The organism is Haloglomus halophilum, from assembly GCF_024298885.1.
GTDB lineage: Archaea > Halobacteriota > Halobacteria > Halobacteriales > Haloarculaceae > Haloglomus > Haloglomus halophilum.
The window spans coordinates 4157273-4179737 of the sequence record NZ_CP101166.1 but is presented as its reverse complement, the minus strand read 5'-3'; the positions used below and the strand labels follow the sequence as shown (position 1 = coordinate 4179737).

The 22465-nt window shown below is 69.0% G+C and carries 33 protein-coding genes and 1 tRNA gene; 21 read left to right on the top strand and 13 right to left on the bottom strand.

Annotation, left to right across the window (positions count from 1 at the left end; translation table 11 throughout):
- Nucleotides 1–92: 92 nt before the first annotated feature.
- Nucleotides 93–383, top strand: coding sequence for a winged helix-turn-helix transcriptional regulator (locus NL114_RS20380; RefSeq protein WP_254822753.1), 291 nt, complete (start codon nucleotides 93–95; stop codon nucleotides 381–383).
- Between the two features lie 71 nt (nucleotides 384–454).
- Nucleotides 455–1087 (top strand): hypothetical protein, encoded by a 633-nt coding sequence (locus NL114_RS20375; protein ID WP_254822752.1) that lies wholly within the window; start codon nucleotides 455–457, stop codon nucleotides 1085–1087.
- Between the two features lie 20 nt (nucleotides 1088–1107).
- On the opposite strand, the gene NL114_RS20370 is transcribed toward NL114_RS20375, so the two are convergent.
- The 4 genes from NL114_RS20370 to NL114_RS20355 form a co-directional block, all read right to left on the bottom strand.
- Nucleotides 1108–1719, bottom strand: coding sequence for a uracil-DNA glycosylase (locus NL114_RS20370; protein ID WP_254822751.1), 612 nt, complete (start codon nucleotides 1717–1719; stop codon nucleotides 1108–1110).
- Between the two features lie 59 nt (nucleotides 1720–1778).
- Nucleotides 1779–2357 (bottom strand): endonuclease dU, encoded by a 579-nt coding sequence (locus NL114_RS20365; protein WP_254822750.1) that lies wholly within the window; start codon nucleotides 2355–2357, stop codon nucleotides 1779–1781.
- A 1-nt stretch (nucleotide 2358) separates the two neighbouring features.
- Nucleotides 2359–2556 carry a DUF5786 family protein gene (locus NL114_RS20360; protein ID WP_254822749.1) on the bottom strand — a complete coding sequence of 66 codons (198 nt, stop codon included), beginning with the start codon at nucleotides 2554–2556 and terminating at the stop codon, nucleotides 2359–2361.
- Nucleotides 2557–2672: 116 nt separating this feature from the next.
- Nucleotides 2673–3578 carry a DUF429 domain-containing protein gene (locus NL114_RS20355; RefSeq protein WP_254822748.1) on the bottom strand — a complete coding sequence of 302 codons (906 nt, stop codon included), beginning with the start codon at nucleotides 3576–3578 and terminating at the stop codon, nucleotides 2673–2675.
- A gap of 117 nt (nucleotides 3579–3695) precedes the next feature.
- Between NL114_RS20355 and NL114_RS20350 the strand changes: the two genes are divergently transcribed.
- On the top strand, nucleotides 3696–3848 hold the full coding sequence (locus tag NL114_RS20350) for a DUF7559 family protein (RefSeq protein ID WP_254822747.1): 153 nt from the start codon (nucleotides 3696–3698) through the stop codon (nucleotides 3846–3848).
- Nucleotides 3845–4411, top strand: a complete 567-nt coding sequence (locus tag NL114_RS20345) for an Hsp20/alpha crystallin family protein (RefSeq protein ID WP_350355385.1) — start codon at nucleotides 3845–3847, stop codon at nucleotides 4409–4411. The genes NL114_RS20350 and NL114_RS20345 overlap by 4 nt, the downstream gene beginning before the upstream one ends.
- Before the next feature lie 27 nt (nucleotides 4412–4438).
- Here the strand turns inward: NL114_RS20345 and NL114_RS20340 are convergent, their stop codons facing one another.
- The 3 genes from NL114_RS20340 to NL114_RS20330 all read right to left on the bottom strand — a co-directional run bounded on the left by NL114_RS20340 (nucleotide 4439) and on the right by NL114_RS20330 (nucleotide 7730).
- Nucleotides 4439–5590 (bottom strand): NAD(P)/FAD-dependent oxidoreductase, encoded by a 1152-nt coding sequence (locus tag NL114_RS20340; protein WP_254822746.1) that lies wholly within the window; start codon nucleotides 5588–5590, stop codon nucleotides 4439–4441.
- Nucleotides 5591–5714: 124 nt separating this feature from the next.
- Entirely contained in the window at nucleotides 5715–6524 is an 810-nt protein-coding gene (locus NL114_RS20335) for a DUF7388 family protein (RefSeq protein WP_254822745.1), read from the bottom strand.
- A 93-nt stretch (nucleotides 6525–6617) separates the two neighbouring features.
- Complete coding sequence (locus NL114_RS20330) at nucleotides 6618–7730, bottom strand: OBG GTPase family GTP-binding protein (RefSeq protein ID WP_254822744.1); 1113 nt, start codon at nucleotides 7728–7730, stop codon at nucleotides 6618–6620.
- Nucleotides 7731–7887: 157 nt separating this feature from the next.
- Here NL114_RS20330 and NL114_RS20325 point away from each other — a divergent pair, with 157 nt between their 5' ends.
- The 6 genes from NL114_RS20325 (at nucleotide 7888) to rpl12p (ending at nucleotide 11918) form a co-directional block, all read left to right on the top strand.
- Nucleotides 7888–8055 carry a hypothetical protein gene (locus NL114_RS20325; RefSeq protein ID WP_254822743.1) on the top strand — a complete coding sequence of 56 codons (168 nt, stop codon included), beginning with the start codon at nucleotides 7888–7890 and terminating at the stop codon, nucleotides 8053–8055.
- 93 nt (nucleotides 8056–8148) lie between these two features.
- Complete coding sequence (locus NL114_RS20320) at nucleotides 8149–8637, top strand: 50S ribosomal protein L11 (RefSeq protein ID WP_254822742.1); 489 nt, start codon at nucleotides 8149–8151, stop codon at nucleotides 8635–8637.
- A gap of 293 nt (nucleotides 8638–8930) precedes the next feature.
- Complete coding sequence (locus NL114_RS20315) at nucleotides 8931–9638, top strand: TMEM165/GDT1 family protein (protein ID WP_254822741.1); 708 nt, start codon at nucleotides 8931–8933, stop codon at nucleotides 9636–9638.
- 182 nt (nucleotides 9639–9820) lie between these two features.
- Nucleotides 9821–10462, top strand: a complete 642-nt coding sequence (locus NL114_RS20310) for a 50S ribosomal protein L1 (protein WP_254822740.1) — start codon at nucleotides 9821–9823, stop codon at nucleotides 10460–10462.
- On the top strand, nucleotides 10462–11547 hold the full coding sequence (locus NL114_RS20305; protein ID WP_254822739.1) for a 50S ribosomal protein L10: 1086 nt from the start codon (nucleotides 10462–10464) through the stop codon (nucleotides 11545–11547). Before NL114_RS20310 ends, NL114_RS20305 begins: the two co-directional genes overlap by 1 nt.
- 5 nt (nucleotides 11548–11552) lie before the next feature.
- Nucleotides 11553–11918 carry a 50S ribosomal protein P1 gene (gene rpl12p / locus NL114_RS20300; RefSeq protein WP_254822738.1) on the top strand — a complete coding sequence of 122 codons (366 nt, stop codon included), beginning with the start codon at nucleotides 11553–11555 and terminating at the stop codon, nucleotides 11916–11918.
- Nucleotides 11919–12111: 193 nt separating this feature from the next.
- Here the strand turns inward: rpl12p and NL114_RS20295 are convergent, their stop codons facing one another.
- Nucleotides 12112–12288, bottom strand: coding sequence for a hypothetical protein (locus tag NL114_RS20295; RefSeq protein ID WP_254822737.1), 177 nt, complete (start codon nucleotides 12286–12288; stop codon nucleotides 12112–12114).
- Nucleotides 12289–12403: 115 nt separating this feature from the next.
- Between NL114_RS20295 and NL114_RS20290 the strand changes: the two genes are divergently transcribed.
- Nucleotides 12404–13576, top strand: coding sequence for a DUF7973 family transport facilitator (locus NL114_RS20290; protein ID WP_254822736.1), 1173 nt, complete (start codon nucleotides 12404–12406; stop codon nucleotides 13574–13576).
- Between the two features lie 7 nt (nucleotides 13577–13583).
- Here the strand turns inward: NL114_RS20290 and cutA are convergent, their stop codons facing one another.
- Both cutA and NL114_RS20280 read right to left on the bottom strand, forming a co-directional pair.
- Entirely contained in the window at nucleotides 13584–13895 is a 312-nt protein-coding gene (cutA, locus tag NL114_RS20285; protein WP_254822735.1) for a divalent-cation tolerance protein CutA, read from the bottom strand.
- A 30-nt stretch (nucleotides 13896–13925) separates the two neighbouring features.
- Nucleotides 13926–14114: an HEWD family protein gene (locus NL114_RS20280; protein ID WP_254822734.1), complete on the bottom strand. Its 189-nt coding sequence runs from the start codon at nucleotides 14112–14114 to the stop codon at nucleotides 13926–13928.
- Between the two features lie 90 nt (nucleotides 14115–14204).
- Between NL114_RS20280 and NL114_RS20275 the strand changes: the two genes are divergently transcribed.
- From NL114_RS20275 to NL114_RS20250, 6 genes are all read left to right on the top strand, one after another.
- A complete protein-coding gene (locus NL114_RS20275; protein WP_254822733.1) occupies nucleotides 14205–14801 on the top strand; it encodes a YbhB/YbcL family Raf kinase inhibitor-like protein in 597 nt (198 codons plus the stop codon).
- Between the two features lie 75 nt (nucleotides 14802–14876).
- Nucleotides 14877–15428: a class I SAM-dependent methyltransferase gene (locus NL114_RS20270; RefSeq protein ID WP_254822732.1), complete on the top strand. Its 552-nt coding sequence runs from the start codon at nucleotides 14877–14879 to the stop codon at nucleotides 15426–15428.
- 126 nt (nucleotides 15429–15554) lie between these two features.
- The gene (locus tag NL114_RS20265; RefSeq protein ID WP_254822731.1) at nucleotides 15555–15701 is read left to right on the top strand and encodes a rubrerythrin-like domain-containing protein; all 147 of its coding nucleotides are present in this window, start codon (nucleotides 15555–15557) and stop codon (nucleotides 15699–15701) included.
- A 603-nt stretch (nucleotides 15702–16304) separates the two neighbouring features.
- Nucleotides 16305–16790 carry a ferritin-like domain-containing protein gene (locus NL114_RS20260; protein WP_254822730.1) on the top strand — a complete coding sequence of 162 codons (486 nt, stop codon included), beginning with the start codon at nucleotides 16305–16307 and terminating at the stop codon, nucleotides 16788–16790.
- Nucleotides 16787–17242 (top strand): metal-dependent transcriptional regulator, encoded by a 456-nt coding sequence (locus NL114_RS20255; RefSeq protein ID WP_254822729.1) that lies wholly within the window; start codon nucleotides 16787–16789, stop codon nucleotides 17240–17242. The genes NL114_RS20260 and NL114_RS20255 overlap by 4 nt, the downstream gene beginning before the upstream one ends.
- Nucleotides 17243–17428: 186 nt before the next feature.
- Nucleotides 17429–17533 (top strand) — tRNA-Gln (locus NL114_RS20250).
- Nucleotides 17534–17601: 68 nt separating this feature from the next.
- On the opposite strand, the gene NL114_RS20245 is transcribed toward NL114_RS20250, so the two are convergent.
- Nucleotides 17602–18216 carry a DUF7504 family protein gene (locus tag NL114_RS20245; protein ID WP_254822728.1) on the bottom strand — a complete coding sequence of 205 codons (615 nt, stop codon included), beginning with the start codon at nucleotides 18214–18216 and terminating at the stop codon, nucleotides 17602–17604.
- Nucleotides 18217–18311: 95 nt separating this feature from the next.
- Here NL114_RS20245 and NL114_RS20240 point away from each other — a divergent pair, with 95 nt between their 5' ends.
- The 3 genes from NL114_RS20240 to NL114_RS20230 all read left to right on the top strand — a co-directional run bounded on the left by NL114_RS20240 (nucleotide 18312) and on the right by NL114_RS20230 (nucleotide 20143).
- Entirely contained in the window at nucleotides 18312–18737 is a 426-nt protein-coding gene (locus NL114_RS20240; RefSeq protein ID WP_254822727.1) for a DUF7522 family protein, read from the top strand.
- A 62-nt stretch (nucleotides 18738–18799) separates the two neighbouring features.
- Nucleotides 18800–19846 (top strand): hypothetical protein, encoded by a 1047-nt coding sequence (locus NL114_RS20235; RefSeq protein WP_254822726.1) that lies wholly within the window; start codon nucleotides 18800–18802, stop codon nucleotides 19844–19846.
- Between the two features lie 57 nt (nucleotides 19847–19903).
- Nucleotides 19904–20143, top strand: a complete 240-nt coding sequence (locus NL114_RS20230) for a hypothetical protein (RefSeq protein WP_254822725.1) — start codon at nucleotides 19904–19906, stop codon at nucleotides 20141–20143.
- A 33-nt stretch (nucleotides 20144–20176) separates the two neighbouring features.
- On the opposite strand, the gene NL114_RS20225 is transcribed toward NL114_RS20230, so the two are convergent.
- Nucleotides 20177–20593, bottom strand: a complete 417-nt coding sequence (locus NL114_RS20225) for a DUF8146 domain-containing protein (RefSeq protein WP_254822724.1) — start codon at nucleotides 20591–20593, stop codon at nucleotides 20177–20179.
- A gap of 29 nt (nucleotides 20594–20622) precedes the next feature.
- Nucleotides 20623–21879 carry a glycosyltransferase family 87 protein gene (locus tag NL114_RS20220; protein WP_254822723.1) on the bottom strand — a complete coding sequence of 419 codons (1257 nt, stop codon included), beginning with the start codon at nucleotides 21877–21879 and terminating at the stop codon, nucleotides 20623–20625.
- A 117-nt stretch (nucleotides 21880–21996) separates the two neighbouring features.
- Between NL114_RS20220 and NL114_RS20215 the strand changes: the two genes are divergently transcribed.
- Entirely contained in the window at nucleotides 21997–22455 is a 459-nt protein-coding gene (locus NL114_RS20215; protein WP_254822722.1) for a DUF7992 family protein, read from the top strand.
- Nucleotides 22456–22465: the final 10 nt, after the last annotated feature.

The following is a 22465-nucleotide window of genomic DNA, read 5'->3' as shown; positions in this document are numbered from 1 at the left end:
CTCCCGGCGAGAGACCCCCGCTCACGACGTTATTCTCTAGAGTTATATCCAAACTCGAAATTATTATTGTGGGTGCGTCGGAAGGTCCGTCCATGGCTCGAACCGACGCGCTGGCGGTGGACGAACGGAGCGACGCCGAGGCCGGTGCCGAGCGCACGCCCGACTGGGAGACCGTCGCCGACCTCCCGGCGAGCGCGAAGCTGGTGGCCCGCGTGCTGGAACACGAGGGCACACTGAGTGGGACCGAGATCGCCGAGGAGACCCGGCTGCCGCCCCGGACCGTCCGGTACGCCGTCGGGCGGTTGGGAGAGGCCGGCGTCGTCAGCGAGGCGTTCTCGCTCCGGGACGCACGTGAGAAGCGCTACGAGCTCCGGATCGACTGAGGAATCGGCGTCGTCCGGCGCACACACCACCGTAACGCTTGAATCGGTCGGCAGCGAACGGGCGGCAACGAATGTCGGACTGTGATTACTGTGAGGAGTCCTTCGGGAGCGAGAAGGCATATCACAAACATCTGAAAGCCGAACACGAGGGTGAGCTGGGGCCTATCGACCGGCGACGGGTCGGTCTGGAGGGGAACGACGAGAGCACGCTGTCGGACGCCGCTGGTCCCATCGCCCTCGGGGCCATCGTCGTGTTCGCCGCCGCCATCATCGGCTATCTCGTCTTCTTCGCGGGCTCCGGCGGCGCGACCACACCCCACAACCTCGGGGCGGTCCACGGCCACGGGACCATCAACGTGACCGTACTCGGTCAGAGTCCCGACTTCTCGACGGACCAGTACCAGCTGCGGGACGACTACTGGCACTTCGAGGGTGGGAACGGACGCATCTGGCACGTTCACGGCGAGGGCGTCACCCTCAAGTACGCGATGGACACGGTCGGCATCGGCGTGACCGACGACTCCATCACCTTCCAGGGGACGACCTACGAGGACTCCGACCCCGAGTACAACGTGGAGGTGACGGTCGGTGGTGAGGACGTGGACCCGTCGAGCTACGTCCTCCGAGGGGAGAGTCAGTCTCCCAGCAGGGCACAGACGAGCACCGGTAGCCATATCCGCGTCGTCGTCACCCGGGCCACCTGACCTCGGGCCACCTGACCGGCTCAGAACTCGCCCAGTCGCGATTGTCCCCCGCCATCCTCGTCGAGCCCCGCCAGTGCGACCGCCTCGTCCAGCGCGTCCGCGAACGTGCTCTCCTGACTCCGGTCGTACAGCGTCGCGGCCGGGTGGACACAGAGCAGGACACGATAGCTCCCCTCCCCGACGCGTGCGTCGTGGACGGTCCCGGCCTCCTTCGTCACCGCCACAGAGCGCTCCAGCAGGTGCTGGGCGGGGACCTTGCCCAGCGTCACGACGAGTTCGGGGTCGACCTGCTCCAGCTCCGCCGCGAGATACCCCTTGCAGTTCGTGAGTTCCGCCCCCTTCGGGTCGCGGTTGTCCGGCGGCCGACAGCGCACGCAGTTGGTGATGCGGACGTCGCGGCGCGCCAGTCCGCGGTCCCGGAGCGCCTCCGTCAGCACGTCGCCCGAGCGGCCGACGAACGGCTCGCCCTGCTCGTCCTCGTTGGCGCCCGGGGCCTCACCGACGAACACCAGGTCCGCGTCCGCGGGCCCGACACCGTTGACGATGCGCGAGCGCGACTCGCACAGCTCCGGGCACGCCGCACAGTCGGTCACCTCGAGTCCCTCCATCTCGCCGGGGAGCGATTCGCTCATATGGTGGCGGACTCGCGGCCGTCACTAAGCCCCCGCGGTCGCCGCGGGACGGGCCGGAGTCAGTCGCCATCGGGCAGGCGGTGGCGGAAATCGTCGCCCCCGCGAGCACAGAGCCGGGCCACGCGGACGGGTTCGGGGCGGCCGCCCTCGGGCGTGAACCCGTCGACGACCTCGCGGGCCTCCGCGGCCTCGCAGCCGACCGCCCGGACGAAGCAGGTCTCCCCGTTCACCTCCACGCGCTCGCGCGGCGGTTGGCGGTCGTACGTTGCCAGCCGGACCTCCAGCGCCTCGGGGTCGTCGCCGAACGCGTCCCGGAGCGCCGGCTCCAGCCCCTCGCTGGCCTCGAACGAGACCGACAGTACCGGCCGCTCCGTGGCGTCGTGGATGGCCTGCAGGTCGAGGACGTTGAACCAGGCGGGCGCGATGCCCGCCACCAGCAGGTAGCGGATGTCCTCGCGGTCGAGTTGCTCCCAGCAGTCGATGACGGTGTCGGTGGCGTCCGTGCCCCCGACCGTCCACGAGTCGAGAACGAGGTCGTCGAAGGTGCGGTCCGCGCGGACGACGCTTCCCGCGACGGTCGCGCGGCGGCCGCCGCCGGTCGACTCGGCGACCCCCAGCGCGCGAACCCCCTGGTTCACCTCAGGACCCCTGCTCGTTCTTCTGGTCCTTGATCTCCTCGAGCTTGTTCAGCAACTCGTCGCGGTCCGTGTCGCCGAACTCGTACTCCACGTCGCCGCGGTGGTCGTGTTCGGCCGTGTTCATTCCCTCCTCGTCCTCGAAGTCGGTGTCTATCTCCTGGTTCTCCTGTTCCGACTCGTCGTAGCTCCCGAAGCCCATGTCCAGCCGACTCTAGTGAATTGTTCGTGATAAATGGTGCGCCGGTCATGGGTCGTTCCTGTTATGCGAGCGAGCGAATCGCCCACGGCCGCCGACGGACCGGATGTACGGGGCGGCTACACGTAGATGTACCCCTCGACGGGGTCGTAGCGCCCGTCGTCGACCGCGAAACCAGCCGCACGGTTCCGCGCCACGGCGACCGCCCCGACGAGCGCGTCGAGTGCGTCGCCGCCCGAGTCGGCCAGCAGTCGCTCGCGGGGGACGCCGTCGAGTCGCACGCCACGGTCGAGCAGGCCGTCGAGGATGCGCTCGCGTCGTGCCGGGGCCTCGGGATACGTGGGGTCGTCCTTGTACTTGCGGTCGGGCAGTCCGAGGTCGCGCAGGGTGCCGGCCGGATACACCTCCACGAGCGACGGGTGCTCGTCGTTCCGGGTGGCCATCGGTGGGACGGCCACCGCGTCGCGCTCGACCAGGGGCCACAGTACCTCGCGCAGGCCGTGGAGCGTCTGGTAGCGCGTGATGAACGAGTACGGCGAGGAGGCGCCGGTCGGTCCGTCGGTGGCACGCTTCAGTTCGACACCCTCGGCGTCGCTCGCCCGTGCCCGCTCCTTCAGTGCTGACTGGAACGACCGGGCATCATCAGCCGCGAACGTCTCGCGGACCCAGTCCAGCGTGGCTCGCCAGTCGTCGCTCGCGGTCACGGCGGCGGGAAGCACCGCGCGGGGCAGTCCGAACGAGCAGTCCAGGCCGGTGACCTGTCGGGCCGTGGCCGCCCCGGCAGCGCCCGCGATGAACTCGCGGAGGTCGTGCAGGACCGGTTCCCGGCCCGTGACACCGAACGCCTCGCTCGCCGGGTGGGCGTCCGTCACCCGGAGGTCGATGTCGTCCCGTGCTCGGTGACTCCCGCCCCGTTCGCCCTCCGGAGTGTCAGGTCGCTCGCCGTCGGGGCACCACCCGGAGACGATCCAGATATCGTCGCCCGGTTCCGCGCTCCCGCTGAAGTCGACACCGTGGACGCGCACGGGGGGACTGGGACCGCGGCCACCGAGAACCCGTCGCTCGTGTCTCGTGGGCTGGCCTGGGAGACCGTGGATTGCCCCGCCCGGGAGTTTGATACGTCGTGCGGGCCTAGGGCGGATATGCCCAAGACGCTCGAGATCAAGTGCGCGGACGACGGCTGCGACCTCGATATGGCGGAGCTTCACTACACCTACAACATGCCCGACGGGACCGGTGCCGAGGCGTTCAGCTGCCCCTACTGCGGCGGCGAGGTGGAGGCGATCCACGCGTGAGCGACGCCGACGACTTCGACGACGATTTCGACGAATCGTTCGAGGAGGCGTTCGACGAGGAGTTCGAGGCGGCCGACTCCGAGTCCGACTCCGGGTCCGGCGTCGACCTGCCGTCGCTCCGCGAGGTCGGCGAGTCCGTCGGGGAGGCGGTCCTCGACGGCATCGGGCGCGCCTCGGCGCGCGTCCAGGAGCGACGCCCGCTCGCCGCCGACCTGCTGGAGTCCGACGACGCCTACCTCGTCGTCTTCGACGCCCCCGGTGCCGAGGGAGCGGACGTACAGGTCCGTTACGAGGGCAACGTCGTCGCGGTCCGTATCGACCGCTTCCGCGAGTTCCAGGAGGGCTTCGAGACGCACGTCCCCGGCCGAGGGCTCTCGCTGTCCGGCGAGGTCGCGCTCCCGGAGGGCGCCGACGTGGATGTCGACGCCGCGGAGGCGACGCTCACCGAGAACGGGACCGTCCGCATCCGCGTCCCCAGGCGCGGGGACGACCCGGTCGAGATCGACGCGGGCGACGAAGACGACGGGGCGGCATCCCCCGACGACCCCGACATCGACGAGTAGTGCGGCGCCCCGTTCGGCGTCGCCCGTTCACGATCCCTCCACGACCATCCCCTCGACGATGTCGAACGACTCGTCGCCGTCGAACCGCGCCGGGTCGAACGGGTCGAGCCATTCGCCATCGCAGACGCCGCGAGCGATGCGTTCGCCCAGCGCCGGCGCGCGCATGAAGCCGTGGCCCTGCCAGCCCGCCGCGACGACCACGCCGGGCGCGCGCTCGCCCAGCAATGGGTTCCCGTCCGGCGTCGCGGTGCAGAGGCCCGCCCACGCGCGGTCCACGGCCGGCGTCTCCCCGGGCGGTTCCTCACCGAACGCGCGCCGGAGGTGGTCGGTACAGTCCGCCACGAACCAGTCGTCCGCGTCCCGATTCCAGTCGTCCGGGTCGCGCTCGACGGGTTCGGTGCCGTCACCGACGAGCAGCCCCGCTCCCCGTGGGCGGCAGTAGAACCCACCCGTCGCGTCGTACAGCTGCGGAACGCGCCCGGACAGCGGCGTCGATTCGGTGACCGCCGCCTGCACGCGGTACGGTTTGCTGGGCACGGGCAGACCGGCGTCGCCCAGCAGCCGCGCCGTGTGCGCGCCCGCGGCCACGACGACCGTGTCGTAGGTCGCCGACCCGTCGGCCGTGACGACGCGTGGGTGACCGTCGCCGGCACGCAGTTCGACGGGTGCCCGCTCGCGGAGCGTGACGCCTGCACTGACGGCCCGCTCGGCCATCCCCCTCGTGTAGGCGCCGGGGTCGGCGGACCCGGCGTCGCGTGCGACGGCGGCCACCTCGATGTCGGCCCGGAGCGCGGGGAACTCGGTCTCGAGGTCGGCACCGTCGAGCAGTTCGACCCGACGGCCGTGGGCCTGCATCCGGGGCACCTGCTCGCGGATGGCGTCTGCGCGGCGGGTATCACCCTCGCGGGCGAGCCACACGTACGGGCGCGGCGTAAACGACCAGTCGAACGACGGGTCGGCGTCGAGAGCGCGGAACCGGGAGAGTGCCCGGTCGGCGACGGCGGCGTCCACGTCCTCTGCGAACGCGTCGTAACAGATGCCGGCCGCACGGCCGCTCGCGCCCGCCGCGACCGTCTCGGCCTCGAACAGGGTCACCCCGCAGCCACGCGCGGCGAGGTCGTGGGCCGCCGTGGTCCCGACCGCGCCGGCGCCGACGACCGCGACCCGTCGCTTGTCCATGCCCGTTAGTCTCGACCGAGCGGCTTCAGTTCACCGACGACGTAGTGGCGGGATTATTGTGAAATGGTGCTGGAATATCGATAATTCCGGAAAACATGGAGATGATATCACGTTCCACCAACAATTACCAGAACTCGCCGATTCCGCGTGCCGGATAGCCGACGACGGTGTCGACGCCGGCCTCCCGGAGGGTGGCCACGCGGTCCGCGACCGTCGCGGTGTCGCCGACGAGCGCGTAGTCACGGACCGCCTGCGAGAGGACCTCACGGGCGCGGCCGGTCGCTGTGGCATCCGTCGGTGCGCCGTCCGGGAGCGCCCGGCGGACGGGGGCGCGGCGGGCGGCGTAGTCCCCGACGGCGTCGAGGATGGCGTCCTCGTCGTCGCTGAGGACGACCGGCGCGTAGAGGGCGATACCACCCTCGAAGCCCGCGGCACGGAGCGCCCGCAGCTCCGACTCGGTCCCCCGCGCGAGCAGTTCGTACTGGACGCCGCCGGCCGCGAGCGCGACCCGTTCGACGCTCTCGGTCCCGACCCAGGCGTCGGGGGCGTGCTCGCGTGCCGCACCCAGGCGCGGCGCGACCGTGCGCTCGCGCTCCTCGTCGGTCAGGTAGGCGGGGTGGCCGGCCACGAGGACGCGCCGGGTGGCCTCGGGCAGCCGGTCGACCAGCGAATCGTCGCCCAGCGGGTCGAAGCCATCCGCCCGGACGGGCGTGGTGACGTAGCAGTCGAAGCGGTCGGCGAGGCGGGCGAGCGTCCGCTCGTTCGGGACGGCGTCCCGGCCCTCGTAGTCGACGGCGACGGTGTCGACCGGCAGGTCCGGTACCGCCGACAGGTCGTGTTCGGTCGGTTTCAGCGCGATGGCGTCGATGTCGGCACGTGTCGCGGGGGCGGGCTCGGCCTCGGGTGTGTCCTCGTCGTGGTTCTCGGTCAGCATGCGCGAGTGGTCGTTACCGTCGTCTGTGGTCTCGGTCCGGTAAGCGTGTCGTTCCGGGCGAGACGTGCCCCGGGAGCGAACGGAGCGGGAAGCCTACTTCCGTGCGACGATACGCAGGACGTCCTCGTCGGCGAGCTCGTGGTCGCGCCCGACCTGCTGTTCGTCGTGTTTGGCGGACTCGCCCGTGACGCGGGCGAACTTGAACCGCTCGTCGAACGAGCCGCCGAGCCGGTCGAGCGCGTCGTCGACGGTGTTGGCGTCCTCGGTGAGGATGAGCGGCTCCTCGTAGTCGGTGCCGCGGCCTGGCTTGTTCATGTAGATACGGATGAGCCCGAGCGACTCCCAGATGGCCTCCTTCAGCGAATCGAGGCCCTTCTCGGCCTCCGCGCTGATGAAGACGGCGTTCTCGGGGTCGATGCCGTGCTCGCGGAGGTCCGCGTCGACCTGGTCCTTGTAGTCGGGCTCGATGAGGTCGGTCTTGTTGACACAGACCCGCGAGGGGAGGTAGACCCGGTTGTCCTGCAGGGCGTCGACCAGCTCGTCGATGGTGAGGTCCTCGCGGATGGTGCAGTCGGCGTTGATGTAGTCGTACTCCCGGAGGATGCCCTCGATGGTCTCGTCGTCGAGGCTCACCTTGTCCGAGGTGGTGAGCTTGATACCCCCGCGCCCGGTCTTGGTGATGGAGACGGAGGCGGGTTCGGTGTCGAGGCGAACCTTGTTCTTGTAGAGCTCCTCGCTGAGGCGCTCGTACTGGTCGATCTCGAACACCGAGAGGACGAACAGGACGAGGTCGGCGGTCCGGACGACCGAGAGGACCTCTCTGCCCCCGCCGCGCCCGGACGCGGCGCCCTCGATGAGCCCCGGCACGTCCATCAGCTGGATGTTCGCACCGCGGTACTTGAGCATCCCCGGGTTGACGTCGAGCGTGGTGAACTCGTAGGAGCCGACCTCGCTGTCGGCGTTGGTGAGCGCGTTCAGCAGCGTCGACTTGCCGACCGACGGGAACCCGACCAGCGCGACCGTCGCGTCGCCGGTCTTCTCGACGGCGTAGCCGCCACCGCCGCCGGAGCCGGACTGCTGTTCGAGCTTCTCCTTCTTCTTGGCCAGCTTCGACTTCAGCCGCCCGATGTGGGCCTCCGTGGACTTGTTGTACGGCGTCTCGGAGATCTCCTCCTCGATCGCCTCGATCTCCTCTTCCAGGCCCATTACTCCCGTGTCGGCCACGCGGACTCAAAGGCGTTCCCGTTCGGACCACGAACGTGACCGTCGTACAGGGGTCCGCCGTCGCTGCCGCGGGAGTGGGACCCGACGCGCCCTCGGCCGCTTCCGCGGGCGTTATGCCGCCGCGGCGACTCGTCGCCACATGGACAAGCGGGCGCTCGCGATGAGCCTCCTCCTGGGCGGTATCGCCTTCGTCGGACTGCTCCACACCGTCCTCGCGTACGTCTTCGACACTGGACTCGAGCAGGTGGGTCTGCTGGTGGCGGCCACCTGCGTCGTCGGTATCGTGCTGGTCAACATCCGGCCGTGATCGCGGACCGTGGTCGTGGCGGTGGCTGGGTCGCGGCCACACGGGCGCCCCGAAGAAATAACGCTTAAACCCGCCGCGTGGGTTTCGATGCGTATGGCTGGAACTATCGAAGTGCTCGTCCCCGGCGGGCAGGCCAACCCTGGCCCGCCGCTCGGCCCCGAACTCGGGCCGACCCCGGTGGACGTGCAGGCGGTCGTCAACGAGATCAACGAACAGACCGAGGCGTTCGACGGGACCGAGGTCCCCGTCACCGTCGAGTACGAGGACGACGGCTCGTTCTCCATCGACGTGGGTGTCCCGCCGACGGCGGCGCTCATCAAGGACGAACTCGGCTTCGAGACGGGCAGTGGCGAACCCCAGGAGGACTTCGTCGCGGACATGTCCGTCGAGCAGCTGAAGAAGGTCGCCGAGCAGAAGCTCCCCGACCTGCTCGCGTACGACGCCAAGGGCGCGGCCAAGGAGGTCGCGGGCACCTGCACCTCGCTGGGCGTCACCATCGAGGGCGAGAACCCGCGTGACTTCAAGGAGAAGATCGACGCCGGCGAGTACGACGACGTGTTCGCGAGCGAAGCGACAGCGTAGCGAGCGAACGCCCGAGAACGAACGGAGTGAGTTCTCGATGTCTTCGCCGAAGAGGCCGCCGCATAGGCGGCCGACGAGGCGAAGGCTTGCGGCGCGAAGCGCCGCAGTGTCATCGCCGAGGACGCGACAGCGTAGCGAGCCGTTCTCGACGCCGGCTTCGATCGACGTTCCCAGCTACCGTACCGGTTCTGGGCGTGGCCCGAACTACTTTTCAGTCGCCACGGCCTCCGATTAGACACGTCTAGCCGATGCGCACGTGGACACCGATGCACTGTCTGGTGGGGTGGTGAGCGATGGCCGGTTGGCTGGAGGTTCTCGTGGCGGCGGCGACACTCCAGTTGCTCGTTCTCCCCGGTGAGAAGGTCCAGATGATAATCGCCGGGCTGTCCACGAAGTACAACCCCTACATCGTCGTCGCGGGCGCGGGCGTGGCGTTCGCGGGGTGGACCGCGCTCGAGATCGTCTTCGGCGAGGCACTCCAGCGGGCGCTCCCGGCCGTCTACCTCGATGTCATCACCGGTGGACTGTTCCTCCTGTTCGGTGTCGTGCTCGCGTACTCGGCACTCCAGCTGGACCATGGGAGCAGCGACGGCGTGGCGACGGACGGCAGCGGCGAGCATGGGGGGCAGAGTGGCATGGAGGAAGAGTCCTCTCTGCCGGGGCCGCGGACCGATGCCATCACCGAACGGGTCCCCGAGGGGTATCGGGGGTTCGTTCCGGCGTTCACCATCAGCGCGTTCGGCGAGTTCGGTGACAAGACCCAGCTCGTCACCATCGGGCTGGCGGTCCAGTACGGGGCGCATCCGGCCATCTGGGTGGGTGAGATGCTGGTCATCATCCCGGTGAGCCTGGCGACAGCGCTCGTCTCACATCACCTCTCGCACCTGTTCACCGTCGAACGACGGCGGTATATCTATCTCGGGTCGGCGGGGCTGTTCTTCCTGTTCGCCGCGGATACGGCCGCGCAGTACCTGCTCGGTGGCGGGTTCCTCCCCATCTGAGTCGGCCGCGTGGGGTCCGTGCGGGCTCGTCTCGGGGCTCCCTCGACCGCGCCAGTGCGTCACGCACGCCTCCTCGCTTCGACGCACTTAACTGTCGCATCATCGTGGTTCCGACGAGACAGGCGTCCGTCGGACCCTGTTTCACACCGTAGTAGCCCTACGGCGCACTACGGAGGTGAACGATGGCAGATCAGGATATAGAGAACGCAGTCGCGCAAGCGATGGAGGAGGCCCCCCCGCGGAACTTCCGCGAGACCGTGGACCTCGCCATCAATCTGCGCGACATCGACCTAGACGACCCGAGCAACCGTATCGACGAGAGCATCGTGCTCCCGTCGGGCACGGGTCAGGAGACTAGTATTGTCGTGTTCGCGGAGGGCGAGACCGCCCTGCGCGCCGAGGATGTCGCTGACGATGTACTCGACAGCGATGACCTCGAGGACCTCGGTGACGACGACGACCAGGCGAAGGACCTCGCCGAGGAGACCGACTTCTTCATCGCCGAGCAGGCGCTGATGCAGGATATCGGTCGCTACCTCGGGACGGTGCTCGGCCCGCGCGGGAAGATGCCGACCCCCCTCGGTCCGGACGAGGACGTGGTCGAGACCGTCAACCGCATGAAGAACACGGTGCAGGTCCGCTCGCGCGACCGACGGACCTTCCACACCCGTGTCGGCGCCGAGGACATGTCCGCGGACGAGATCGCGGACAACATCGACGTCATCGTGCGGCGGATGACTGCGGACCTCGAGAAGGGGCCCCAGAACATCGACCGCATCTTCGTCAAGACCACCATGGGGCCGGCCAAGGAGGTGCCCATCTGATGAGCGCCGACGAAGCCGAGGCCCAGGCGGCCGCGGAGCGCAAGACCGAGCACATCCCCGAGTGGAAGCGCGAGGAGGTCGACGCCCTCGTCGAGACCCTCGAGTCCTACGAGAGTGTCGGCGTCGTCGACATCACAGGGATTCCCTCGCGACAGCTCCAGGACATGCGTCGGGAGCTGTACGGGACCGCAGAGCTGCGCGTCTCGCGCAACACCCTGCTCGTCCGGGCCCTGGAGGAGGTCAACGAGGGGCTCGAGGACCTGGCGGGGCTCGTCTCCGGCCAGGTCGGGCTCATCGGGACCAACGACAACCCGTTCGGCCTGTACAAACAGCTCGAGGAGTCGAAGACGCCCGCGCCCATCAACGCCGGTGAGGTCGCGCCCAACGATATCGTCATCCCCGAGGGTGACACGGGCATCGACCCCGGCCCGTTCGTGGGCGAACTGCAGCAGGTCGGCGCCGACGCGCGCATCCAGGAGGGCTCCATCCAGGTCATGTCCGACTCGACCGTCCTCGAGGCGGGCGAGGAGGTCAGTACGGAGCTGTCCAACGTCCTGAGCGAGCTCGGTATCGAGCCCAAGGAGGTCGGGCTCGACCTACGTGGCGTCGTCTCCGACGGCGTCATGTTCGACCCCGAGGACCTCGACATCGACGTCGAGGAGTACCAGGCCGACATCGAGACCGCGGCCGCTCGCGGGCAGAACCTGTCCATCAACGCTGGCTACCCGACCGCACGGACGGTCCCCAGCATGCTGGGCAAGGCCTCGAACGAGGCGCGCTCGCTGGCCATCGAGGCGGCCATCGAGTCGCCCGACGTGGCCGAGGACCTCGTCGCACGCGCGGACTCGCAGCTCCGCGCACTCGCGGCTGTCATCGACGACGAGGAGGCGCTGCCCGAGGAGCTCCGGGGAACGGCCCCCGAGCCCGCGGGTGACGCTGGCGCCGAGACGGACGCCACCGCGGACGCAGGCGAGGAGGAACAGGCGGACGACCAGACCGAAGACGCCGAGGCCGACGCCGACGACACCGACGACGATGACGACGACGGTGACGACGGTGGCGAAGCACTCGGTGCGATGTTCTGACAACAATGGAATACGTTTACGCAGCACTCATCCTGAACGAGACGGGCGAAGAGATCAACGAAGACAACCTGACCGGCGTCCTCGAGGCCGCCGGCGCTGACGTCGAGGAGTCCCGCGTCAAGGCCCTCGTGGCCGCGCTGGAGGACGTCGACATCGAGGAGGCCGTCCAGGGGGCCGCCGCGGTGCCCGCCGGCGGTTCCGGCGGCGCCGCTGGTGGTGCCGCGGGCGGTGCCGAGGCCGAGGAGACCGAGGCTGACGACGGTGGCGACGAGGGCGGCGACGAGGCCGAGGAGACCGAGGCCGACGAGGGCGGCGACGACGATGACGACGACGAGGCCGACGGTGAGGGCCTCGGCGAGCTGTTCGGCTGAACCGGCTCCGACCACGCACCACTTCTTTCGACACCAGCCGTCAGCGACAGCCACAGCGGTACGCACTTATCTCGAATACCGGAGGATTTCGAAATCGAACGGTGACATTTATCGATTGATGCCGGTATACTGGACTGATAGTTGAAATGTGCAGAAGATAAGATCCACCGGGGCCGGACGTCTAACGACCCGTTCAGTCCGCGACCAGGTAGGTGCGTCCGCCCTTCCGTTCGAGGTAGCAGTCCGTGTCGGTGTCGCGGGCGTACTCGACGATCTCCGCGGGGGGACGCTCGCTCACGTCGAACCGGCGGCGGTCGGGGCGCGGCGTGCTGGTGGTGTCGGTGCGCACGCGGACAGTGTCTATCGACATACACGGATTCAGGGTTCGTACGGGTATGAACGCCAGCCACCCGGAGTGGAAGTGAAACCGCAAGGTGTGAACCGGGTGTCGGCAGTCCAGGGGTGGGCCGGCGACCACGGTCGAGATGGACAACGCTTTGCGGGTGGTGGGCACACCGACGGGTGATGCCACGCTGCACGGCGACGGAGGTGTCGGGCCGATGGCCGACCTGACGACGGCGCTGCTGCTGGTGGCCGTCGCGTTCGCGGGCGGGGCCGCCGGGGCAGCCGTCGGGGCGCTGCCGTCGCTCGCCGTGACCGGCTTCGCCGTCGTCGCGAGCGAGACGCTCCGGTTCGTCCGCGGTGCCGCCGCCCCCGTTGCAGGGGGCGTGTACGGCGTGCCCGGTCTCGTCGGCGTCGGTCTCGCCCCCCACGTCGCCTTCGCGGGTGGCGCGGCCGCGGCCGCGTACGCCGCCCGGCACGACCGCCTCGGGGCGAGGTTCGACTACCACGCCGCCAAGCAGATCACGAAGCCGCTCGGTGCGACGCCGGGGGCGCTGCTCGCCGGGGGTGCGTTCGGCGTGGTCGGCCTCCTCCTGTTCGGCCTCGCCGCCGGACTCGGAGTGCCCGTCGACCCGGTGGCCTTCGCCGTGGTCGCGTCGGCGCTGCTCCACCGCATCGCCTTCGGCTACCCGCTTCTGGGTGCGGCTCCGGCGGGCCGCCTCGACATCTCCCCGTTCGAGCGTGGGGTACGCCGGGAGCCGGTCGTCGACGACGAGGACGCGGGCGGCGCCGAGGCGCCCGGGGCCGAGCCGCCACCGCCACGGTTCCTCGTCGAACCGTGGCGCCCGGCGCAGTACGACCGGCCGTACGTCTCCCTCCCCGCCGTCGGTGTGGGTGTCGGCGCGGTCAGTGCGGGCCTGACCTGGCTCACCGCCAACCCGTTCCTCGGGTTCGGACTCGCCGCGGCCTCGCTGCTCGCCGTCCTCCTCGGCGTCGACCGGGTCCCCGTCACCTACCACATGGCGCTCCCGGCGGGGCTGCTGGTTGCCGCACTGGGCCCCGGCGCGTCGGGGGCTGGCGCGCCGGTGGCGGCGCTCCGGGCCGCCGTGCCGCTGTGGCTGGCCCTCGCCGGCGGGGGCGCGGTAGGACTCCTCGCGGGAGGTCTCGGGGAACTCTGCGGGCGGGTGCTGTACGCCCACGCGGACACACACCTCGACCCGCCGTTCGCGGCCATCCTCCTGACCTCGTCCCTCATCGCCCTGCTCGATGTCCTCGGGTTCCTCGAACAGTCGCTGCTCCCTGCACTGGGCTTCTGATGGGTTCTCAGTCGTCGACTGCCACGGCCTCGGACCGCCACTCGGCGAACGCCGGGAGCAGGTCAGCCTCCTCGAAGCGCTCGATGCACGGTACGTCGTATGGATGCACCTCCTCTACACGCGTCGCGAGCGCGTCGTACCCCTCGTCGGTCGTCTTCGCCAGCAGGATGACCTCCTCGTCGGTGACGACCTCGCCGTCCCAGCGGTAGACGGAGTCACAGGCGACGCGGTTGACGCAGGCGGCGAGGCGCTCCTCGACGAGCGTCCGTGCGAGGTCAGCCGCGGCGTCCTCCGGTGCGGTGATGTACGCGGTCGGCATGGACGCCTGTCGGGTCGGCGCCGTGACCAATCAGGCTTCGGTGTCCGCGATGGGGCTGTAGTGGCCGTTGATGTCCCACTCGTGGATGCAGTGCCGGTCGCCGACGAGGCGCTCGTCGTCCTCGACCCGGATGGTCCACTTGCCCTGCTCGTCGTCCCAGATGTCCTCCCGGCCGCATCGCTCGCAGGAGCGCTCCGTGGGTGGCGTGATCTCGACCATGGGTATCCGGAGAACGCTGGGGGGCTTCAATCCCGCGGCGGGCTGTGCACGGAACGCAAGGTGCTTCCCGCACTCCCACGTAGCACGGCCATGGAGCGGCGCGCGCTGCTGGCGACGCTGGGGGCCGCGGCGACCACCGGCGTCGCGGGCTGTATCACCATCGGTGGGGAGCCGCCGACCCCGGACGGATTGGCCGTCGACTCGCCCGCGTTCGACGACGGCGGCACCATCCCCCGCGAGTACACGTGCGACGGGGCCGGGCGGTCCCCGCCGTTCACCTTCGACGGGCTCCCGGAGCCGACGGAGGCGGTCGCGCTGACCTGCCGCTACCCCAACAGCTTCGCGCAGAACTTCGACCACTGGCTGCTCTGGAACGTCCCGCCCGAGCGCGGCGAGATTCCGGGCGGGCTCCCGGATTCGGAGACGCTCCCCGAACTCGGGGGCGCCCGACAGGGGGTGAACGGCATCGGCGAGGTCGGCTATCTCCCGGTCTGTCCCCCGCCGACGCTGGACGCCGAGGAGTACCGGTTCCGGGTCTACGCCCTCCGGCGACCGCTCGACCTCCCGGGCGGGGCGAATCAGGAGCGGTTCGAGGAGGCCCTCGAGGGGGCCGTGCTCGCCAGCGTCCGCTACGTCGGGTTCTACGCACGCCCCGACGAGGTCACCGGGACCGCCCGCGGACGGTGAGCCACGTCGGCTTCGTTCTCGGTGCTCCTCGCCACCCGACACGGTCGTTATGCCGGTCCCGCCCGAACGCCGCGTATGGGATTCCACACCTACGACGCGGAGCGGGCGGACGCGCTCGAGGACCCCGGCCGGTACGAGTACGTCTCCGTCGACGAACTGCTGGCCCTGTTCGACCCCGAGGGTGAGGTGGCCGACCTCGGCAGCGGGACCGGCTTCTACACCGACGACGTGGTGCCGTACGCCGGAACCGTCCACGCGGTCGACGTGCAGGCCGAGATGCACGACTTCTACCGTGAGAAGGGCGCGCCCGACAACGTCCGCTTCGTCACCGCCGAGGTCGCGGACCTCCCGTTCGCGGACGACGTGCTGGACCGCGCGTTCTCGACGATGACCTACCACGAGTTCGCCTCGCCCGAGGCGCTGAGGGAACTCGCACGCGTCGTCCGCCCGGGCGGGGTGGTCGGCATCGCGGACTGGTCCGCTGCGGGCGAGGGAGGGGCGGGCCCGCCCCGGGCCGAGCGGTTCGCCGCCGCGGAGGCGGTCGCGGCGTTCGAAGATGTCGGGTTCACCGTCGAACGAGCCGAGGAGCGCCGGGAGACGTTCGTGCTTCGTGCAGTGCTGGGTTGATCGGTCCACCATAGATTGGATGTTCGTCCAGAAATATTCTGGAAAGAACTCGTGATTAAGGAGGTATAACGCCTATCTCGTAATCTTAGGGTAACGGTTTACCGGTGGAGAGAACGAACGACATACGTGAGCTACTTCACCGACCCGTACACCCCCCGTGAAGCGACCTACGAGTGCTACGACTGTGGCTGCCGCGTCGTCGTCGATGGTCACCAGGATGCCTGCCCGGAGTGCCGGGGCCGAGTTCGGAACATCGCCGTTCCTCGCGAGTGAGAACCCCCGTCGGGCAGTCGAATCGTGTTGGTTGGTACCATGTACCAAAACAGTTATATCCTCCCGGTTCCTCAGTACAGGTTGCTGCCGGAGTCCACGGGGACACACCGGACGACTCGGCCGAAGCGACAGCGAGGTCGAGTTGGGGGCAACCACCGAAGGACCCGTAATAGGGTCACGAGGAGAACGCCTCGAAGGAGAACCACAGCGGCCCACCATCCGGCCATCCGGATGGCCGGACGCGAAGGCAAAGTAGCGGAGGTCGTGTGAGCGACGTTCGTGAAACCGACGACACGAGCACAACGGTCGGTGAGAGCCCGACGAAAGCCCACCAGGGCAGGCCGGTGCGAGCCCGGCTAACGTGTCCGTGACGACGGACGTGCCGTACGGGCCGTGGAAAACGTCTCCCGTCCGGGTCCTATCCGTGCCGACTCCGGCTTCTTCGCTGTTCCACCCACCGAGCGCCAGCACCGCGCCGGACGACCCCGTTCCGTCCACCCGCTGTTCTGCCCGGGCCACGAACCCGCCGAGGGAACCGCTTAAGTCCGCGGATACCCGACAGGACGGTATGTCAGTACAGGCGCGCCCGCGCGGTGGGAGCGCGTGAGCCTCTCGTACCCGGTCGCCTCCGACCACCAGCTCGCCCGGCTCCTCCAGATCGGGATGGTGCTGGAGGAGGTCGTCGAGGCGCGCGCGCACAAGCACTTCGAGTCGCTCGACGACGACGAACGGGACGCCGAACTGGAGGCTCTCCTCGAGGAGGCCGCCGAGGAGTCCGCCGGCCACCGTACCGAACTGGAGTCGCTCGTCGACGAGCTCGAGGGCGACCCGGTCGCCTACGAGGAGATCGAACAGCTGGTCGCGGCCCGCTACGAATCCGACACGGACACCGACGGCGTCCTCTACGACCAGCTCGCAAGCGAGGAGACCGCCTACAAGTTCTACGACGACCTCATCACCGCCATCGAGGGCTCGGACGTCCGGTTCAGCGTCGACCGCGACCGGCTGCTCGAGACGCTCCGGGGCATCCGCGAGGACGAGGCCGAGGGCGTCGAGGAGGTCACCCGACTGATGGAGGCCCGCGCATGAACACCCAGAACCAGTATCTCAAGGCGATCTATCTGGTCCAGGAGCAGGAGGACGGCCCCGCCTCGACGGGGAAGGTCGCGGACGCGCTCGATGTCTCGCCGGCCTCGGCCAACGAGATGATTGGCAAGCTCGAGGCCGCCGGCCTCGCCGACCACGAGAAGTACAAGGGCGTCGACCTCACCGACGAGGGCATCAAACGGGCCCGCGACGCGCTCCAGACCTACTGCATCATCGAGCGCTTCCTCGTCGAGGTGCTCGAGGTCGAGGAGTTCCGCGCCGAGGCCCGACAGCTGGAGTCGGTCATCGACGAGACGGTCGGGGACCGCCTCGACACCATCATCGACCGCGACCCCTCATGCCCGGACTGCTTCGACGCCGAACTCGATGTCTGCTGTCATCTGGTCTCCGACCTCGACATCGACCGGGAGGTCGAGTCCGAGGCCGCGGACTGAGCAGGGCTCCACTTTCGGATTCCACGGTCCGGACGTTCGATGAGCCCCACGCCGCCCACAGTATGGATACCGTCATCTGTCTCTGCCGCTCCTGTCACAAGCGAGCCGAGGCTGGGAATATCGAGATTCCGGATCCGACAACACAACCGTAACGCTATTTCTCACCGGGGCGCAACTCGTTGCTGGAGCCCCGTGGTGTAGCGGCCAATCATATGGGCCTTTGGACGGAGCCGGGTTCGTGCCCGTTCCGGAAGCGAGCCTAGGACCCCAGTTCGAATCTGGGCGGGGCTACAAAACTTCTATGACGTTGGAAGATGCATTATAATCACAATTCTAGATATATCTGTGTGGTAGGGTAGCTATCGCTGGTTCACCTCCCACTCGCCGTCCCCTTCGAACTGGGCGATGGCCTGGAAGGAGGATTTGATGGTGGCGACGGTCTGTGGGTCCTGTGTCTCGGGGTCGAACAGGAAGTAGGCCGAGGCGTCGGCGCCGTCGAACCGGGTGGTCATCAGGTGGAGGAAGCGGTAGACGTTCTGTGGCTCGCCGTACTGGAGGATGGTCGTCAACGAGTCGAAGACGACGCGGATGTCCCCCTCGTCCTGGTACCAGCGTTCGAGGTACTTGCCGATGATCATGCCCAGCCCGGTCAGGTCGCCCGGGGAGGAGACGTACTCCGTCGTGACGCCCTGACTGCTGGCCGTCCCGTCGCCGACGTCGCTCCCACCGAACCCGTCCGTGGTGGTGACGATGACGAGGTCCTCGGGGAGGTCACCGACGGTCCGGCGCCAGTCCTCGACCCAGCTGTCCGGTCCCTTGACGAAGGTCACGACCAGCGCGTGGGTCGGGGTGTCGGCCTCGCCACGGAGGAGCCGTCTCCCCGCCTCGTTGACCGATTCGTCGACGGATGGCCCGAGGATGAGCGTGTTCGGAACGTCGCGGAGGCGGTCGAGTTCCGCCGTCTCCCAGCGCATGGCCCACGGTCGGGCCACCCGCGCAAATAGATTGTCCTCGCTACGGATGTCGGATAGTGGACGGACTTATGCGGTCGGCTCCCGGAGGAGGGGGCATGCCACTCACGCGGGACGCGGAGCTCGCCGACTTCGACGCGGCCGCGGCACTCGAGGCGGCACGCGAGGCCGCCCCCGAGGACGGCGTCCTGTCGTTCGTCGAGTTCACGGCCGACGAGTTCAGGACCCTCTACGTCGCCGACGAGATCCTCGACATGTACCGTGACGAGGCACACCTGCAGGAGCACTACGACCAGGTGCTCAGTCACCTGAACATGGATTTCCTCGAGCGCGACGCCTACGAGCAGACGCTCCTCCCCAACGCCGGACGGGTCCGCTCCATCATCACCCAGATGGACGACATGACGCTCCTGCGAGTCCTGTACGGGGACAGCGGGCTCTACATCGCCCTCGCTCCCGACTCCCCCATCGTCCCCGTGACCGACGCGGTCGAGGCGGAGATGAAGCGCGGACAGGCTGACTGACCGCCACGCGCTTCCGGGTTCCACCATCCTTATTGCCTCCAGTGCGGTCGATGCGATAACGCATGGCACCCGAGGACAACGACCCGGTACTCGACTGGCCGCTGCCGGTCGGGGAGCCGGGGCGGGAGGTGTGGTACTCGCTGGTGAGTCCGACCGACGGTTCGGTCGCGTTCTGGTACCGGTACACGCTGTTGTCGACGGAGGGTGGCCGGCAGGAGGGGCGGCTGTGGGCCGCGCTGACCGACCGCGAGGACCCCGACCGCTCCGTCTTCGTCACGCGGTCGGTCCCGTTCGAGCAGGTCCGCGCACGCGGCACGCCCTCGTTCTCGCTGACCATCGACGACGCCGAACTCACATCCTCGTCGGCGGTCGGCTCCATCCCGCTCGACGCGGACGGTGGCGGCGAGGACGCCGACCACGGCGACCCCGGCCACGAGGGCGGCGAGGTGTCGTGGGACCTCTCCTACGACCCGGACCCGTACTCGTTCACGCCGCTGCGGAGCGAGCGCCTGACGGACGTGCTGGCGAAGACCATCGGGACGGGAAAACACTGGAGCGCCAACGAGGCCGTCCGGATGGACGGCGAGGTGACCGTCGGCGACCGCACCATCGAGTTCGAGGACGCCCCCGGCCACCAGGGGCACACGCTCGGTTCCTCGCCGCCGGACTCGTGGACCTGGATCCAGTGCAACGAGTTCGAGGACCGCTCGGTCGTGCTGGAGGCCCTCGACATCGAGGGGACGCTCTCCATCTGCCTGCGCCGGGACGGCGAGGTCCACGCACTCAACCGGCTCGAGCACGTCGTCGGGCCGAAGTCCAACACCACCGAGCACGACGAGCCGGGCTTCTGGCGCTTCTCCGGGAGCGGCGAGGGGGTCGACCTCCGGGTCACCGTCCGCGCGCCGGAGGACGTGAAGTGGCAGACCGTCTCCTACATGGCGCCCGACGAGTCGCTGCGCTACAACGCCCACTGCTCGCTGGCCGACGTGACGCTCACCTACACCCTCGACGGCGATGCGCCGGTGACGCTCGAATCGTCCGCCGGCCGGGCGGAGTGGGTGGGTGCGGAACCGCCGCTCGAGGGCTACGACTACCCGCCCGAGTGGTAGGTCGGCGCGGTCACCACCGGGAAGGCTTATGCCGGTCACATCGCATTGGCCTCGCGTATGGACGACGCCCTCCAGCAGAAGCTCGACCGGATCGAACGACGACAGTGGTACATCCTCGTGCTCCTGCTCTACCCGTATCTCGCGGGGGGCGCGTGGCTCGCCACCGAGAGTCGCATCCTCGCGGCCGCGGCGCCGGCGCTTGTCATCGTCGTGGCGGCGTATCTGGTGACGCTCGTCCGGGCGCGGACCAGCGGCTCGGGCGGTGACGACGCCGAGACGGAGACGGCTGCCGAGTGATATCGCAGAACGGCTCGGGCCCGGGGGTCGCGTTCAACCCAGCCGGAACGACGGTTCCTCTTCCTCCTCGCCGTCGTCGAGGTCCTCGAGGTGGATGACCTCCTCGTTCTCCTCCTCCTCGAGGCGCTGGGAGAGCTTCGTGACGTACTTCTTGTACTCGTCGAGCTGTTCACGGAGGTGTTCGGACTCCAGTTCGAGGCGCTCGTGCTCGCGGACGAACGACTTGGGGACCTCGACCTTCGGCGGGAAGGATTCGGCGGGCGAGGTGGTCGAGTCGTCGAGCTGGTGCTCGGGCACGACCTGCACCTGTCCGTCGTGGGCAACGAGCATCTCGACGTAGTCACGGAAGACCGCCGAGAGCGAGATGTCACGCTCCTCGGCGATGCTCTGCAGGGCCTCGAACGACTCCTCGTTGACCCTGAAGGAGATGGTCTTGTTCTTGTTGCCCATCGTGCCAATGTTTCGTCGCTCTTCCTACTTCAACGTTCGTCAGACGCGCGTCTGCCGCGCGTGGCTGAGGGGTCGTCCCGCCCCCCGGCCACCTGATACCGCAGGCAGCCGGCGAGACAGAGCGCGAACCCGTAGAGCGGAACCGTCCCGACGGTCAGGAGCGGCGTCAGCACCGACAGGAGCGCATCGTGCATCGGCGCCGGTAGTCCGAGTGCTGTCAGGCCGGCACGAACGTCGTTCAGGTACACCGTCGCCATCGCCAGCGCGGCGCCGACCGTGAACAGCCGTCGCCCCGGCCCCTCGAACAGGTACAGCAACGGGACCAGCGGATACGCGAGGACGACGTAGTAGATGGGATACGAGGGAAGCGCCAGCAGGACGCCGGCGACGATAGTGAACGTGGCGACCAGTCGCCGGCGCGTCGTGTCGACCCGCCAGCACCCGACTGCGACGACCGGTGCCAGCAGCGCGACCGCTCCCACCGTCCGCGCCACCGAGGAGCCCGGGAACAGCAGTGACAGCGGCCGCCGAACCGTCAGGAACGTCGCGTTCGGTCCCAGTCCCCCGGTGAACGCTCCCCGGGCGGTTCGCGGCAAGAGTGCCTCCGTCACGTACGCCACCGTCACCGCCGGCCCGAGGACGAGGCCCGCAGCGAGCAGTCCGCCCCCCGTCGCGACCGCCGCTCCCACCGCGTGCCACGACCGCCGCCGAACGAGCCACAGCCCGAAGCCGGCCGGGAACACCTTCACGAACGCCGCCAGTCCCAGCGCGCTCCCTGCGAGGCGGTCCCGACCGGACGCCAGCGCGACGAACCCGACGGCGACGGCCAGCGCGAGCAGCAGGTTCACCTGCCCGAACACCAGCGACGGCACCGTGTAGATGCCACAGACGACGAAGCCAGCCACGAGCAGTCGGTCGACACGCCCGAGCGACTGGCCGTGTCGCTCGACAGCCCGGATGAGTACTCCCGCGAGCGCCAGCCCGCCGGCGACCGAGAGCGCGGTGAAGACGACGTACGCCGCCGCCAGCGGCAACAGCGTGAACGGGACGAACGCGAGGACGGTGAGCGGCGGGTAGAGGTAGACCAGCCAGTCGGTTCCGACCGGCGACTGGCCGTACAGCGGCCCTCCGGCCAGAAACGCCTCGGCAGCCCCGTAGTACACCCGGAAGTTCAGCGCGACCTCGCCGGGTGTCACGACGGCGGTCCGGACGAGCGAGGCGAGGCCGAACACCGTTCCGAGCGCGAGGACGACCCGGGCGCCCGGGACCGGCGAATCGCGGGGCACGACCGGCCGGTGACGGGCGTGGCACTTCGCGCTGCCGGTCCCCGGTCGACCCACGCCGCTCTCCGCTGTCCCGCCGGTGCCCACGGGTTTATCGCCCACCACGCGCAACCCGCACGCATGGGACTGGACGTCGAGCCGCCGGCGCCGCCGGAACTGGAGCCGAACCTCGACCCCGACGAGTACGACGACGCCGAGGTGCAGGGGGACGACTACCGCCGCGACGAACTCCAGACGTTCCTCGAGGAAGGGGCCTGGGATGAGGCGTTCGCGGAGTGGGCCGAGACCGCACAGATGGACGCGGCCGACTGGCAGATCGCGCTCGACCTCGAGTTGCCCTCGCGCTTCGATTTCTTCTGGGACGACTTCGCCGACCGCGTTGGCTACCACGCACCGGGACTCCCCGAGGACTGGAAGGTCCGCGACCTCCACCCGGACCTCGACTCGTGGGGAACGGTCTCGGCCATCAACGCCGGGCTCACGGAACTCGGGCAGGTGGTCTGCGAGGTGCTGAAGGAGGAGTACATCGACTGGGAGGCCGACTACGAGCCACCCGAGGACCTGCCGGACTTCGATTGAGGGTCGGATA